This is a genomic window from Laedolimicola intestinihominis, from assembly GCF_040096155.1.
Lineage (GTDB): Bacteria > Bacillota > Clostridia > Lachnospirales > Lachnospiraceae > Laedolimicola > Laedolimicola intestinihominis.
The window spans coordinates 70,965-85,350 of the sequence record NZ_JBBMFE010000012.1 but is presented as its reverse complement, the minus strand read 5'-3'; the positions used below and the strand labels follow the sequence as shown (position 1 = coordinate 85,350).

Annotated in this window: 15 protein-coding genes; 2 read left to right on the top strand and 13 right to left on the bottom strand. The window is 52.8% G+C overall.

All coding sequences use genetic code 11. From position 1 onward, the window contains the following. Nucleotide 1: 1 nt before the first annotated feature. Nucleotides 2–1,165, top strand: a complete 1,164-nt coding sequence (sucC, locus tag WMO29_RS12455) for an ADP-forming succinate--CoA ligase subunit beta (RefSeq protein WP_178039836.1) — start codon at nt 2–4, stop codon at nt 1,163–1,165. Then, complete coding sequence (gene sucD, locus WMO29_RS12450; protein WP_349165015.1) at nt 1,162–2,046, top strand: succinate--CoA ligase subunit alpha; 885 nt, start codon at nt 1,162–1,164, stop codon at nt 2,044–2,046. The genes sucC and sucD overlap by 4 nt, the downstream gene beginning before the upstream one ends. 113 nt (nt 2,047–2,159) lie before the next feature. Here sucD and WMO29_RS12445 read toward each other — a convergent pair whose 3' ends face one another. The 13 genes from WMO29_RS12445 to WMO29_RS12385 form a co-directional block, all read right to left on the bottom strand. Continuing rightward, nucleotides 2,160–3,119 (bottom strand): L-lactate dehydrogenase, encoded by a 960-nt coding sequence (locus WMO29_RS12445; protein WP_349165014.1) that lies wholly within the window; start codon nt 3,117–3,119, stop codon nt 2,160–2,162. A gap of 267 nt (nt 3,120–3,386) precedes the next feature. Then, on the bottom strand, nt 3,387–4,166 hold the full coding sequence (locus WMO29_RS12440) for an MBL fold metallo-hydrolase (protein ID WP_349165013.1): 780 nt from the start codon (nt 4,164–4,166) through the stop codon (nt 3,387–3,389). Between the two features lie 33 nt (nt 4,167–4,199). Next, nucleotides 4,200–4,871: a deoxyribose-phosphate aldolase gene (deoC, locus tag WMO29_RS12435; RefSeq protein WP_349165012.1), complete on the bottom strand. Its 672-nt coding sequence runs from the start codon at nt 4,869–4,871 to the stop codon at nt 4,200–4,202. Next, complete coding sequence (locus tag WMO29_RS12430; RefSeq protein ID WP_349165011.1) at nt 4,868–5,800, bottom strand: ribokinase; 933 nt, start codon at nt 5,798–5,800, stop codon at nt 4,868–4,870. The genes deoC and WMO29_RS12430 overlap by 4 nt, the downstream gene beginning before the upstream one ends. Beyond that, nucleotides 5,797–6,249 (bottom strand): cupin domain-containing protein, encoded by a 453-nt coding sequence (locus WMO29_RS12425; RefSeq protein ID WP_349165010.1) that lies wholly within the window; start codon nt 6,247–6,249, stop codon nt 5,797–5,799. The genes WMO29_RS12430 and WMO29_RS12425 overlap by 4 nt, the downstream gene beginning before the upstream one ends. A gap of 17 nt (nt 6,250–6,266) precedes the next feature. Then, nucleotides 6,267–6,773, bottom strand: a complete 507-nt coding sequence (locus WMO29_RS12420; protein ID WP_349165009.1) for a hypothetical protein — start codon at nt 6,771–6,773, stop codon at nt 6,267–6,269. Nucleotides 6,774–6,789: 16 nt separating this feature from the next. After that, the gene (gene rbsK / locus WMO29_RS12415; RefSeq protein ID WP_349165040.1) at nt 6,790–7,728 is read right to left on the bottom strand and encodes a ribokinase; all 939 of its coding nucleotides are present in this window, start codon (nt 7,726–7,728) and stop codon (nt 6,790–6,792) included. After that, nucleotides 7,712–8,815, bottom strand: a complete 1,104-nt coding sequence (locus WMO29_RS12410; RefSeq protein WP_349165008.1) for an aldose 1-epimerase family protein — start codon at nt 8,813–8,815, stop codon at nt 7,712–7,714. The genes rbsK and WMO29_RS12410 overlap by 17 nt, the downstream gene beginning before the upstream one ends. A gap of 11 nt (nt 8,816–8,826) precedes the next feature. Continuing rightward, a complete protein-coding gene (locus WMO29_RS12405) occupies nt 8,827–9,873 on the bottom strand; it encodes a zinc-dependent alcohol dehydrogenase (RefSeq protein ID WP_349165007.1) in 1,047 nt (348 codons plus the stop codon). 13 nt (nt 9,874–9,886) lie between these two features. Further along, complete coding sequence (locus WMO29_RS12400) at nt 9,887–10,675, bottom strand: SDR family NAD(P)-dependent oxidoreductase (RefSeq protein WP_349165006.1); 789 nt, start codon at nt 10,673–10,675, stop codon at nt 9,887–9,889. 39 nt (nt 10,676–10,714) lie between these two features. Continuing rightward, entirely contained in the window at nt 10,715–11,707 is a 993-nt protein-coding gene (locus WMO29_RS12395) for an ABC transporter permease (RefSeq protein ID WP_349165005.1), read from the bottom strand. Between the two features lie 28 nt (nt 11,708–11,735). Beyond that, a complete protein-coding gene (locus tag WMO29_RS12390; RefSeq protein WP_349165004.1) occupies nt 11,736–12,722 on the bottom strand; it encodes an ABC transporter permease in 987 nt (328 codons plus the stop codon). A 2-nt stretch (nt 12,723–12,724) separates the two neighbouring features. Next, on the bottom strand, nt 12,725–14,296 hold the full coding sequence (locus WMO29_RS12385) for a sugar ABC transporter ATP-binding protein (RefSeq protein ID WP_349165003.1): 1,572 nt from the start codon (nt 14,294–14,296) through the stop codon (nt 12,725–12,727). Between the last annotated feature and the right edge of the window lie 90 nt (nt 14,297–14,386).

The window sequence follows — 14,386 nt, the reverse complement described above, 5'->3', positions numbered from 1 at the left end:
CTTGAAATTATTAGAGTATAAGGCGAAGGAGCTCTTTGACAAATACGGTGTTCCTACCATGAACGGCTGTGTCATCGATTCCTCTGAAAATATGGATGCGGAAATTGAAAAAGCCGGCCTGTCTTATCCTGTGGTTGTAAAAGCCCAGGTTCAGATCGGTGGTCGCGGCAAAGCGGGTGGTATCCGCTTTGCTGATACCCCACAGGAGGCGAAGCAGCACTGCGAGGATCTGCTTTTCAGCGAACTCCGCGGCTATAAAGTAAACCAGCTTCTGATTGTAGAAAAATCTGAGAATAACAAAACCGAGCTGTACCTGTCCATCATGCTGGATCGTCTGACAAAATGCCCGATTATCATTTTCTCTGCCAACGGCGGTATGGAAATCGAGCAGACTGCCAAGGAAGATCCGGACAAAATCATCAAAATCGTTGTAGATCCTTTTGTTGGCATCAAGGACTATATGGCAATCGAACTGCTTTCCCGCTCCGGCATGGATCTGTCTTATAAAAAACAGCTGGCTGATATGCTGAAAAAGCTGTATGCCGCGTTCATGGATTACAGCTGTATGCTGGTAGAGATTAACCCTCTGGTTATCAATGCGGAAGATAAGCTGGTAGCTCTGGATGGAAAAATTGATATTGATGACAGCGCTCTGTTCCGTCTGCCTGACATCCGGGAATTTGCTGAAAAGCTGCAGCCGGACAATATTCTGATTAAAGAAGCCGCGAAATACAATTTCCTTTATATTCCGGTGGATCCGGAAGGAACCGTTACCGTTGTTTCCAATGGTTCCGGTATGCTGATGAGCTGTATTGACCTGATTACCAAGGAGGGCATGAAGGTAAGCGCTGTGCTCGACTTAGGCGGTGGCGCTACCTCTGACCGTATTAAGGAGGCTGTCCGCATCCTTCTGTCTACTCCGGGCGCCAAGGCTCTGCTTATTAATATTTTCGGCGGAATCACCCGTTGTGATGAAGTGGCAGGCGGCGTTAAGATGGCTCTGGAAGAAGCACATCAGGACAAAATTGTAGTAGTCCGCATGGAAGGAACCAACAAGGACATCGGACTGGCTACAATTGCAAGCATTCAGGATGTAGATATCGTATCTGTGCCCGGTTTGCGGGAATGCGTAAAAGCTCTTGCAGATAGGAGGGACAGACTATGAGTATTTTAATTGATGAAAACACAAAATTAATCGTACAGGGTATTACCGGTCGCGAAGGCTCCTATCACACCGAGCAGATGCTCAAATACGGAACCAAGGTTGTAGGCGGCGTTACCCCGGGTAAGGGCGGACAGGAGGTCTGTGGTGTTCCTGTATTCAACACCGTAAAGGAAGCTATGACGGCTACAGGCGCTGATGCAACTGTCATCTTTGTTCCGGCAAAATTTATGAAGGATTCCGTACTGGAGGCCATCAACGCCGGCATGAAAATGGTATTTACCATCGCTGAGCACGTTCCTGTGCACGATATGATGTTCTGCTACCACCTGGCAAAGGCCAGAGGGGTAAAGCTGTTCGGACCGAACTCCTTTGGCGTCATTTCACCGGGTAAAACCAAGGCCGGTTTCATGGCCGGTTACTTCTTCTCTCCCGGAAATGTAGGTGTTATGAGCCGAAGCGCCACCAACTGCTATGAAACCGTAAAGATGCTTACAGACAATGGTATCGGACAGTCTACCTGTGTCGGCGTCGGCGGCGATATGATTCCAGGCACTACCTTTGTAGAGCTTCTTCCGGATTTTGAAGCAGATCCTGATACAAAAGCCGTAGTTATCATCGGCGAAATCGGCGGCAGCGAGGAAGAGCTTGCAGCGGCCTACATCAAGGATCACTTTACCAAACCCGTCGTTGCCCTGATCGCCGGAAAAAACGCTCCCAAGGGACGCAGCATGGGTCATGCAGGCGCTATTGTTTCTGCTGACGGAACCGGAAGCGCCGCAAGCAAGGAAAAGGCTCTTGGTGAAGCCGGCGTCTACATCGCCGACAGTACCCAGCACATTGTTGACATTTTACTCCAGCTGAAAGCAGAAGGAAAAATCTAACTTTGTCTACTTAACCTGCCATTTGCACCTGTGAGACAGGGAATTCCGAAAAATTTCCTGTCTCACAAAAAGAGAACCGGACTCCGAAAAGTCCGGTTCTTTTTTTGTGCTTTTTAATCTTCTTTCATAACGTCGTCGATGAAGTTTTTCAGAACCTCTGCAGAATGCTCTACCTGTTCCCGCTCCTCGTCTGTCAGGGTAATCTTGATCGCCTTGGCAATTCCATCCGCGTTGACTACACAGGGGATACTGATGCAGGATCCCTCCAGCTCCTCTCCGTATTCCTTGCCCAGCACGTGTGCCACCGGAAGTACGGTATTCTGATTTTTCAGAATGGATTCTACAATCCGGAAGGTGGACATGGCGATTCCGTCGAAGGTTGCGCCCTTCAGAGAGATAACGTCCGCGCCGCCGGTCTTTGCCTTCAGTGCGATAGCGTCCTTTACTTCCTCCTTTTCCTTCGGATCCTCCGGCAGGAAATGGTCGATGGTCTCGCCTGCTACGTTGACACTGCTCCAGATCGGTACCTGGCTGTCTCCATGCTCACCCAGGATATAACCCTGAATATCACGGATATCTACGTTCGCGCGCTGGCTTAAGAGATAGCGGAAACGCGCGGTATCCAGAGAAGTTCCGGTTCCGATAACCCGCTCCGGAGACAGGCCTGTTTCCTTCTGAATCAGATAGGTATTCACGTCTACCGGGTTGGATACCACGATAATCAGCGGATTCTTTGCGTACTTCATGATGTTCTTCGCAATGCTTCTTGCCACTCCGGTATTTACCTTCGCAAGCTCCAGACGGGTCTGACCCGGCTTCCGGGGAACACCCGCTGTAACAATGATAATCTTGGCGTCCGCGCACTCCTCATATCCGCCCTGACGAACGCGTACCTGGCTGTAGAAAGCGGTTCCGTGTGAGATATCCAGGGCTGCACCTTTCGCACGATCTTCGTTTACGTCTACCAGAACGATTTCTCCTACCTGTGCCCGCAGCATCAGGGTATAGCAGATAGTCTCGCCTACATTTCCAGCTCCAATTACTACGATCTTATTTGATGTTTCATTTGCCATACTGTTACCTCACTCTTTCTCGTCTCATCCCAACGTGATTTTTTTCACAATATTGATATTTTTTTATCAACCGATTGCATTATATCACGTACAATCCTGTTATGCAAGAGGTAAATGGATTTTTTGTACTTCTTTTTGTACAATTTTTTCATGAAATTAATAAATACTTAACGACGATTCCGGCTGGACACATCTTTTCAAACAAAGAGCAGTGCTGACTTCCTTCTCTCCGGAGAATTCTGTCAGCACTGCTCTTTTGTCAGTTCATTACTTTTTTAACAGAAAGCTTTCACCCTGACAAAGAAGCATAAGCCTGCAATCAGGTGCGCTCTCACCCATATGCTCTATGATTTCCTGCGGATCACCATGGTGGAGCGGGAAGGTCCAGAAATGACAGGGGATACACACCTTGCATTTCAGAAGACCCGCGTACTTCGCGGCCTCTTTTCCATTCAGATTGCCGAAGGCTCCGTTGATGGGAAGAATCGCCGCTTCCGGCTGAATCTCCATGGGAACCTGAAGCCGCGGCAGCGTCAGCGCCGTATCTCCCGCGTAGTACAGTCTGGAAAATCCGAAATCCAGAATGAAGCCCAGCGCTTCGGGAGCCAGCTCGCCATGATCGCAGTCCACCGGCAGAATCGAAAACTCGGAAAGCTCGATCTTCTCGCCCTTTTTCATCACATGGATTCTGTTTTGGTCGAAGCCCATTTCCCCCAGGGCCTTGGCTACGATACAGTTGGTGTACACTTCCGTCTTCGCTTTGATCAGATCTCCCACTGCGTCCACGTCGAAATGGTCGTTATGCTCATGGGAAATGATCAGTACGTCCGTATCCAGCTCACCGGCCTCGCAGGGCGGCGGCATCAGGCGCTTGAAGCCCAGTCCCTCCTCGGGAATCAGCCGCTCCACGCAATCCGAAAAATAGGGATCGATCACAATCTGTCTGCCCTCTGCCGTCTTAATCAGAAATCCCGCCTGTCCCAGCCAGAAGACAGCAGCCGAATCCTTTTCTACCCGTGTCCCTCTCACACGATCCATAAACTTCATACGTAATCTTCCTTTCCCGTTTGCTTCTCAGTTCTATTTCTCTGCCTCTTTTTCTCCCTCGCAGATCTTAAGCGCAGATCCAAAGCCGATTCCCAGACGGGATGCGCCCATGTCCACATACTTCTTTGCGGTCTCGTAATTGCGGATACCGCCGGAGGGTTTTACCTTGATTCTGCCCTTTGCCTCGTCCAGCATCGTAGATACCGCTTCCATGCTTGCGCCGGATGCCGCGAAACCTGTGGAGGTCTTTACGAAGTCCGCGCCTGCCTCGATGCAGATCTCGGTTCCCTTGCGGATCTCTTCCTCGGTCAGCTCACAGGTCTCAAAAATAACCTTTACGCCTACGCCATGCTTCTTGGCTGCCTTTACCACGCCGTCGATACCGCGCTTTACCTCGTCCCATTTACCGGAACGGGCATAGCCGTAGTTCATAACCATATCGATCTCCGCCACGCCGGTGGGTGCGTAGAGCTCTGCCAGAGCCGCCTTGCCCTCTGCGGTGCTGTCGCCATGAGGGAAGTCCAGAACGCAGCTGACCTTAGTATTGGTGCCTTTACACATCTCTACTGCCAGCGCGATATCGCAGGGACGTACGCATACGGTGTAGGAATCGCATGCGATGCAGTCCTTGATGGCCTGCTTCACCTCATCCTCGGTCATATTGGGTTTTAAAATTGCGGAATCAAAATAGCGACTGATTTTCATAATGTTTTTCTCCTTTTCATAAATTCTGTCACGTCATCCTTATCAGGCAGGGACGGAAGCGAGCCGTGCTTCGACGCGGTCAGCGCGCCCGCCGCGTTGGCGTAGGCCAGCGCCTCCCGAAGCTCCATGCCGGACGCCAGGCTTACGCAGAAGGCCGCGTTGAAGGAATCTCCTGCCGCCGTGGAATCCACCGCCTCCACCGGAAATGCCGGAACGCGGAATCTGCTCTCCCTTCCCGCATAGACGCAGCCCTTCTCTCCCAGTGTAAGAATTACATTTTTTGCTCCAAGCTTATGATACTCCTCCGTGACCCGCTTGATCCACTCATTTTCCGAATAATCCTTCTGCAGGATTCCGGTGAAAAATTCGGCCTCGGTCTCGTTGGGAGTAATGTAATCCGCAAGCTCGTAATAGCATTTCGGGATCGCTCTGGCCGGCGCGGGATTCAGCACCGTGGTGACCCCCGCCTCATGGGCGATGGTCAGCGCCTCGGTAATGGCTTCCTCGTTGATCTGGAGCTGGCTTAAAAGCACGTCAGAGCTCTCGATCACCGCTCTCGCCCGCCGCACCTCTTCCACAGTAATCTTACTGTTGGCCTGAGGCGCGACTATGATGGCGTTGTTGCCGTCCTTATCTACCAGAACGCAGTCCGTTCCTGTATTTTCTTTCGGATCCTCTGTGATAAACTCGGTATACACGCCTGCCGTCTGCATGGTGTGAATCAGGATTTCTCCCCGCTCATCACAGCCTACCTTTCCTATCATAAAGGTGTCAGCTCCCAGCTTCGCAGCCTGCGCCGCCTGGTTGCCGCCTTTGCCGCTGGCGAAGAATCCACTGCGGTATCCGCTTACGGTTTCGCCCTTTCGCGGCAGTCGATCTGCCCAGATAAAGCAATCGTACAGAAGATCTCCGATTACGGTTATTTTCATTTTTTCTCTCCGGCCTCAATGCGCTTTTTCAGATAGTCCTCATCCACATATTTCATAGAAGTTCCCCATGCCTTCTTGCGGACAAAGTATACCTCGTTCTGCTCCTGCTTCGGCCACAGGGTAAAGAGTTTAAAGTCCTCTTTGTTCATGGTGTTGTCAATCCAGTGGAAGGTGTGGGGCGGAATTACGATGATATCGCCCGGCTTCACCGGAATGCTGTCCTCGTCCAGCCACAGGATGCCGGTTCCCTCTACGATGTAGTAGATCTCGGTGTCCTCGTGAGCTCCGCCGCCGGTCCGGCAGCCGCCCTTTAAGGTTCCCTCGTTGATGTTAATCACCGGGAAGCCTGCCAGCTCGTCGCCGGTCAGCTGCTTGGAGCTGTAGGTCTCGTCACATACATAGGGTACGACATTTTCCGCGTTTACAAATGACCATTTTTTCTTTTCCATAATGAAATCCTCCCTTTTTACGGATAAATCTTTATCTCACTTGTCTCTGTCCACGGAATCGGCGTTCCGTGATTCTCCAGAAGATCAAAACGCACAAATTTTGCTTCCACCGACGTATCCAGCTGGATTTCCTGCCAGCCCTCGGCCTTTTCCATCTCCACATGCTTTACAAAGGTCCAGGGAACGTCGTCGATCTGATCTTCTTTTCTCCGAAGCTTTCTGGGCTCGTCGGTGTCGCTGATATAGATGTCGATGGCCTTCGCCAGCTCTTCCAGCACGCTGATATCCAGTCCCACATTCCGGAAAACGCGGATTTTGCTGATCTTCTGCGTCTCGCCAAAGAAGCTTAAGACTACGGTAGCCGGGCCCGGCGTGTTCGCTCCCCAGGTACCGCCGTTGCGTTCCAGATCGTCGCGGATCAGATTCACGACCCAGAAGGTAGGGTCTGATTCCGTGTGGCTGGCCCATTCGATTCTTGTGTAATAAGAGCCGTCTCTTCTTACTCCCAGAGGATATCCTTCCATATGAAACTCCTTTCTGTCAGCCGTAGGCTTCTGCATATAATCTGTCGATGGCTTCCCGATCCGGCATGGAGGGCGCGGTGCCCTTCCTGGTTACTGAAAGCGCTCCCGTCACATTGCCATAGCGCAGGGCCGTGAACAGATCCTTTCCCTCTGCCAGCGCCATGACGAAGCCGCCGTTAAACGCGTCTCCCGCGCCGGTGGTGTCGATAGCGTCCACGGACAGCCGCTCTACCAGCTCGGATTTTTCGCTGTTCATGGCGAATGCTCCCATGGAGCCCAAGGTAATGACTACCTGCTTTACGCCCTTTTCCATCAGAACCTCTGCCGCCTTTTTCGCGTCGTCTCCATTTTCAATCTTCACGCCGGTGAGGATCTGTGCCTCGGTCTCGTTGGGCGTGACGATATCCAGCTTCTTCAGCACCTCCGCCGGAAGCTCTGCCGCCGGAGCGGTGTTCAGCACGATGGTCACGCCTGCTGCATGGGCGATATCAATCACCTTGTACAGAGCGTCAAAATTGATTTCCAGCTGAAGCAGGAGAATGTCCGCAGACTCGATGAGCGCCCGGCTCTTCTCCACGTCTTCGTCTGTTATATTGCCGCAGGCGCCGCTGATGACTACGATTTCATTCTGGGCTGTTCCCTCTTCCACCGTAATCAGCGCGCAGCCTGTCTCTTTTTCCTCATCCACGAAGATATATTCGGTGTTCATGCCCTCTTTTTCATAAAAATCCGTAGCGACCTTTCCGAATACATCCTTACCCACCTTGGTCACCAGCGTCACATCCGCGCCGGCCCTGTGGGCTGCTACCGCCTGATTGGATCCCTTTCCGCCGGGTCCCATCACAAAGGTACTTCCCATGACGGTCTGCCCCGGTACCGGAAGCGTCTTGGTTCTTCCTGTCAGATCCACTACAAAGCTTCCGAATACAACTACCTTTTTACCCACGCTCTTCACCTCCGATAAGCTTTTCAAGCTTCTCCTGAAATTCTGCTATCTCCTCCGAACCGTCCAGGATTCCCAGTTCCAGCTCCACGATGTGCTTTGCCATCGGCTCCAGAATCTCCTGTCCGCCCCGTTTTCTCTGCTCGGCCCTTCCGATGGGATGACAGTTGCCCGGTTCAAAGGCAAATACATATTCCCCGGTTCTCCCCACCTTCCACTGGGCCATGTAGGGCAACTGCTCCGGGTGATAACTCAGGTACACGCCCAGCTCCAGCTTTTTGTTTATCAGAGCGATCCAGGTCTTCCCCTCCGCGTCCGTGTAGAACTCGTGGAAGAACTGCTGCTCTGTCACGTCTTTTTTCGGCCCGTCGCAGACCGCGTAGCGCTCCATGCCTGCTTTGGCCGCCTCCGTCTCCGCCCATACCCGCCTGTCGGCTGCCGCGAACACGGATCCCTCATCCAAAATCGGATGACCGATATTTATATGGTAGAAAAACATCAGCGGCTCCGGCTGATCGCCCTCGTTCCGGTATTCATCCCGAAGACGGAAGCACTTTTCACCGAGCCTCGCGGAAATGGTTCTCCGCAGGGTCAGATGCTCTCCGTGAAGCCGTCCCTCGCTGATCCGTCCGGTGACCTTCATCTCGTAGCCGTCCTCCGTCCAGTCCTCCCAGGTTCCCACCTGGTCGGCCCCGATGTTTGACGCGTCCCCGTGCAGCCCGTACAGGATCTCTCCCGCGAACGGATGCGTATCCTTGCAGGAGGGCCCCGCGTTGGACATGCCGCAGGTGGTCAGAAGTCCGGCGAAAAAATTCTTCAGCCACTCGTTTTCTCTGGGGTCATGATACCCCGGGGCGGTAATCCCCGCCTTGGAAAGGTAGGATACCGGGACACCGCGGTAACGACATCCCACAATATCCATGCCTCTTCCCGGAAGGACCGTAAATTCCAGCCCTCCGCCTGTATTCACGTCCACAGCCACTACCCCCGCCGCTTTGCCGTCCGCCAGAATATAGCGTTTCAGCCCGGCCAGCTGTGCCATGTTGCCATAATGCTCCACGCAGGATCGCTGCGTTCCCTCCGGTCTCCAGTCCTTCATACCGACCTCCGTCAGTCAAAATCAATCATGATCTTTACGCGTCTGTCATTGTGCGCCTTCACTGCCGCAAACGCCTCAATGGCCTGATCGAACGGATACCGCTCGGTAATCATGGGTTTTAAGGATGTGTGGCCGTTTGCCAGCATATCCAGAATCTTCCGGCCCATATTGGGCGTTCCTGCCGCGCCGATCATGGTACAGTTCTTTGCAATCAGCCGATCCAGCTTCACGCCGTTCAGCTCGCATTCATAAAAGCCCGGGATTACGATGGTTCCGCTTCCGCGAAGCATCAGCAGCAGATCGTTTAACATGTTCGGATCTCCGGTGGTATCCAGAATCACGTCCATGCCGCGGCCTCTCGTCTCCCGCATCACTACTTCATGCAGATCCTCTTTGGTGGTATTGACCAGAATATCCGCTCCCATTTCTTTTCCGATGGCCAGCTTCTTCTCTTTCCGTCCCGCCAGGATGGTCTTGCCGATTCCCATGCCCTTGGCACAGGCCATTCCGCCCAGACCGATGGGGCCGGTTCCCACCACCAGAAGATTCATGCCCGGTCCGATATGGGCCCGCAGCAGACCATACAGTCCGATGCTGGAGGGCTCTACCAGCGCCGCTTCATCCAAAGGTACATTATCCGGTACTTTAAAGGTCAGACGCTCCGGCATCAGCATATATTCCGCGAAGGCTCCCGGCCAGCAGTTTCCTGTGGTTCCGATGGCTCTGCCATTTTCACAGCTCTGATATTCTCCATTCAGGCAGGCCTCGCACTCGCCGCAGGAGTATCCGGTATCGCTGATGACGCGATCGCCCGGTTTCAGTCTCCAGGTTCCCTCGCCGGTCTCCACCACCACGCCGGACCACTCGTGTCCGATTCGCACGGGATAGATGGGATCCATGCCGTCGCCCAGCGTCAGGGTGCCGTCCGCGATAGCTACGTCTGTGGCGCAGATGCCGCAGTGAGCCACCTTCGCCAGAATTTCTCCGGGCCCCGGTACCGGCTTTTCCATCTCTACGATCCGCATTTCGCCCGGTTTATAAGCAAGTAATACCTTCATAGGCCCTCCTTTATCAGAAATCCCGTGTATAGCCGCAGATCCAGCCTCCGTCTACCACATTGATTGTTCCGGTCATATAAGAGGAATCATCGGAAGCCAGGAAGCAGGCCATTCCGGCGATATCTTTCGGTTCTCCGGGTCTGTGCTGAGGAATATGGGACATCATAGCCTCCGCCTTCACCGGATCCGCGTAAAAGAGCTTTCTGGTTCCCTCGAACATAATGGATCCGGGCGCGATGCCATTGACACGGATATTTAAGGGCGCCAGCTCCAGAGCCATGGCCTTGGTCAGGTTGAATACGCCCGCCTTCGCCGCGGTAAACGCGCACTGCAGTCTCAGGGGCGCCAGGCCCACGATGGAACCGATGTTGATGATGTTGCCGCCCTGGCCCTGCTTCTCCATCTGCTGAATCGCAGGCTTGGAGCAGTAGTACACGCCGTTCAAATCTACATTGATGATGCGCTCCCATAATTCGTCGGAATACTCGTGAATCGGCTTTCTCTGATCCGGTCCGCCGTTGATTCCCGCGTTATTTACCAGTACATCCAGGCGTCCGTACAGCTTCACGGTCTCCGCTACCATATTGGCCGCGCTGTCTCTGTCGCTGACGTCCGCGATGACTGCGGATGCTTCTCCCCCTTTTGCCTTGATGGTCTCTACCACCGCTTCCAGCGTCTTAATGGTACGTCCGGCTACTACCACCTTCGCTCCATTTTCCGCAAACGCTTCCGCCATTGCTCCGCCGATGGCTCCGCCTCCGCCGGTCACGATCACTACTCTGTCTTTCAAATCCACCCGCATAAATTTCTCCTCCTTTATATAATGTAAAAACTCCCCTTATCAGGCCGGAACCTTCCTCTTCTGCCTGTACAAGTCAATCAATACCGCGCCTGCCATCAGGAGACCCTGTACAGCCACCTTCATGGTTGCCGGACATCCCAGGAAGATAATCGCGTTCTCCGCCACGAATACCAGCGCGGTTCCAATCAGTACGCCAAGAGGCGAGCCCTTGCCGCCTGCCAGGCTGACGCCGCCGACTACGCAGCCTGCGATCGCGCGGAACTCCCAGCCGTCTCCGGTCTCCGGAAGACCGATACCTACGTCCAACGTAATCAGAAGACCTGCGATAGCCGCCAGGAACGCGGAAATCATATAGGCTTCCATCCGCATCTTGTTGGTGTTGATACCTGCCAGCGCCGCTACCTCGCGGTTGTCGCCGGTAGCCAGAAGTCTCCGCCCCCACAGAGTCTTCTTGATGATGATATACACCAGTACAAAAATCAGAACCATGATCCAGAAATACAGCGGCATTCCCAGATAACGTCCGTCAAAAATCTCTACCAACGGGAAATTCTCCTGGGTATTCAGGGAGAACTGATAACCCTTTACAAAGAGGTATCTGGCTCCGCCTACCATATACAGGGTTCCCATGGTTGCCACGAAATCCGGAACCTCCAGATAGACCACCAGAATTCCGTTGATTACGCCCACAATCAGGCAGGCCACAAGGGCCAGAAGGATCGCCGGAAGTGCTCCCATTCCATGCTCTACTACCATGGACGACATGATAATACCCGCAAAGCCGGCCACTCGTCCCGTAGAGATATCTACCTGTCCTACCATCAGCGGGAAGCTTGCTCCCAGCGCGGTCAGCGCTATGAAGGTTACCTGTCCCAGCATGGCGGAAAAGTTCGATACAGATAAGAAGTCCGGACGCAGAACCGTTGTCACGACGATAATTCCCAGCAGCGGCAGAAATACGCCAAATTCGTCACTTCCGAAGATCTTTCTCAGACTTCCGGATTTTCCTGTTTTTACTGCCTGCTCATTCATATGTATTCACTCTCCTTCCGTCCAGACTCTATACCAGCTTCCGTGCCTCGATCTTCTTGCGCTGGATGTCCATGATTACGGACAGCACCAGAATCAGACCGATCAGCACCAGCTGAAGATTTGTATTTACATCCAGGATTCTTAAGCAATACCAGAGCGTATGGAACAGCAGTACGCCGAGGGCTACTCCGAAGGAGGAACCTGCGCCGCCTGTCATGGAGATACCGCCGATGGCACAGCAGATGATGGCGCGGAACTCACGTCCGTTGCCGAATGCCGCGTTGGAGGCTCCCGAGTTCAGTACGTCGAACAGACCGCCCATGGCTGCGAACAGACCTGCCAGAATGAACGCGATGATTTTGATCCGTTTCGCGTTGATACCTGCCATCACAGAAGCGTCCTGATTGCCGCCTACGGATTTCAGATAATAGCCGTACCGGGTTCTGCGAAGCAGCACATCCAGTGCCAAGATCATCAGAACGAAGATAAAGAACAGCCAGTTCAGTCCCAGAGGTTTTGCTCTGGTAAATGCGCCGGTGCCAAGGGATGCGATAGACATGGGCTGTCCCTGGCTGATGGTAACCGCGAGACCCTGGCAGATAAACTGGGTGGCCAGTGTGGTAATCCAGCTGCTTAAGCCAAGCTTGCAGACGCACAGTCCGTTGACCAGTCCCACTACCGCTCCGGTGGCCAGGCAGAGTAGGATGCAGGGAATCAGGGGAAGTCCCCATTCGCTTGCCGCGATTCCCATCATCACGCCGGCCAGGCAGCCGCAGAAGCCAAGGGACATGTCAATCTCACCGCACATGATGATCAGACATTCGCCCAGAGTCGCCGCTCCGATAAAGATGCTTCCCACCAGAATCGAGGAAATGTATTTCCAGGTCAGGAAATTGGGCTTGATCATGGTGGTTACCACACAGATGATCAGAATCGGAATCAGGATACCGATTTCCGGATTCAACAGGACCTTTACCAAGAATCCTGATTTGTTTGTCTTCTGTTTCTCCTTCATGTCTACGCCTCCTTCTTTCCGTCCTGTCGGAAGCTCTTTGTTGCCAGCTGCATAATACTTGCTTCCTTGGTCTCTTCCTTCTCAAGCTCGCCCGCCACATGGCCGTCTGCCATAATGACGAAGCGATCGCTCATGGCCATCAGCTCCGGCAGCTCCGAGGAAATCATAATGATTGCCACGCCCTGGGCCGCCAGCTCATTGATCAGCTGATAAATCTCGTTCTTGGATCCTACGTCGATTCCCTTGGTAGGCTCATCCAGAATCATCACCTTCGGGGAAGCGTTCAGCGCGCGGGCGATAACTACCTTCTGCTGATTTCCTCCGGAAAGAGTAGCCACGCGGGTATTGAGGCTGGGCGCCTTCACATGCAGGTTGTCAAAATAGGGCTTTGCCCGCTCGGCAAGCTTCTTGGTGGATACAAAGTTCCATTTGCTGACCGGCTTCAGATTGGAAATTACGATATTCTTTCCGATATCCCAGCTGAAGTTCAGGCCGTAACGCTTTCTGTCCTCGCTTACCATGCTGATGCCGTTCTTCACCGCTTCTTCGGTATTACGTATATGTATTTCTTTCCCGTTAAGGAATATTTTTCCTGATTTAATCGGCATCATGCCGTAAATAGCCGTGCAAACCTCGGATCTTCCCGCTCCTACCAGTCCGCCGAGACCAAGCACCTCTCCGGCATGTACACAGAAGGATACGTCGTGAATCAGATCACGGTTGGCAATATAGGGATGCTCGACTGTCAGACCCTCTACGCGGAAAACCTCGTCCCCAATCTCGTTATGCCGTTCCGGATACAGCTCGGAAATCTCACGGCCAATCATATCCGCGATGATCTTTCCGGTGTCGTAATCTTTTTTCTCAAAAGTGCTGATGTTCTTGCCGTCCCGCAGAATCGTGACACGGTCGGTCAGCTCCAGAATCTCTTCCATTTTATGTGTTACAAAGATAATACTCGTTCCGTTCTCTTTCAGATTTCTTACTACCTCAAACAGTCTCTTTACATCGCTGCCTGATAAGGATGTGGTGGGCTCATCCAGAATCAGAACCTTCGGCTTCGTCGCCAGCGCCCGGGCAATCATCAGCATCTGCTGCTGTCCTACGGAAAGCTTCCGCACGTCCGCCTTGGGATCCAGATCGATTCGGTTCTCTTTCAGAAGCGTTTCACACGCCTGATACATTTCCCGGAAATTTACGAATGGAGTCTTGCTCTGCTTTTCGCCCTGATGAAGCTTGGTCAGACGCAGATCCGACATGTAGATATTCTCTGCTACGCTGAAATTCTTCAGTACGTTGGTCTCCTGGGGAACATAGCCGATTCCCACTGCCATAGCGTCCTGTGTGCTGGTGGTCTGTACCTCCTGGCCCTCCAGAATCAGCTTTCCTTCGTAGGTTCCATGTGGATAAATTCCATTTAAAATCTTCAGCAGTGTGGATTTTCCAGCACCGTTTTCTCCGATAAGACCCAGCACCTCGCCATATTTTACATTCAGACAGACCGCGTCATTCGCCAGTACACCGGGAAACCTTTTGGTTATGTCCACAGCCTCCAGTACATATTCTCTCTCCATACAATTTTCCCTTCCTATGTCTGTAAACTTTACTATGTCTGTAAAAATGGAAGGGTGTTACCAGGAACACCCATGTAGCACCCTTCCGTC

Bases quoted from the DNA above. Each gene is read 5' to 3' on its own strand.
- WMO29_RS12430 (WP_349165011.1), bottom strand. From the start codon at position 5,800: ATGAAAATAACCGTAATCGGAGATCTTCTGTACGATTGCTTTATCTGG.
- WMO29_RS12405 (WP_349165007.1), bottom strand. From the start codon at position 9,873: ATGAAGGTATTACTTGCTTATAAACCGGGCGAAATGCGGATCGTAGAG.
- WMO29_RS12425 (WP_349165010.1), bottom strand. From the start codon at position 6,249: ATGGAAAAGAAAAAATGGTCATTTGTAAACGCGGAAAATGTCGTACCC.
- WMO29_RS12445 (WP_349165014.1), bottom strand. From the start codon at position 3,119: ATGGCAAATGAAACATCAAATAAGATCGTAGTAATTGGAGCTGGAAAT.
- WMO29_RS12385 (WP_349165003.1), bottom strand. From the start codon at position 14,296: ATGGAGAGAGAATATGTACTGGAGGCTGTGGACATAACCAAAAGGTTT.
- WMO29_RS12420 (WP_349165009.1), bottom strand. From the start codon at position 6,773: ATGGAAGGATATCCTCTGGGAGTAAGAAGAGACGGCTCTTATTACACA.
- WMO29_RS12395 (WP_349165005.1), bottom strand. From the start codon at position 11,707: ATGAATGAGCAGGCAGTAAAAACAGGAAAATCCGGAAGTCTGAGAAAG.
- WMO29_RS12400 (WP_349165006.1), bottom strand. From the start codon at position 10,675: ATGCGGGTGGATTTGAAAGACAGAGTAGTGATCGTGACCGGCGGAGGC.
- deoC (WP_349165012.1), bottom strand. From the start codon at position 4,871: ATGAAAATCAGTCGCTATTTTGATTCCGCAATTTTAAAACCCAATATG.
- WMO29_RS12390 (WP_349165004.1), bottom strand. From the start codon at position 12,722: ATGAAGGAGAAACAGAAGACAAACAAATCAGGATTCTTGGTAAAGGTC.
- WMO29_RS12440 (WP_349165013.1), bottom strand. From the start codon at position 4,166: ATGAAGTTTATGGATCGTGTGAGAGGGACACGGGTAGAAAAGGATTCG.
- WMO29_RS12410 (WP_349165008.1), bottom strand. From the start codon at position 8,815: ATGAAGGACTGGAGACCGGAGGGAACGCAGCGATCCTGCGTGGAGCAT.
- sucD (WP_349165015.1), top strand. From the start codon at position 1,162: ATGAGTATTTTAATTGATGAAAACACAAAATTAATCGTACAGGGTATT.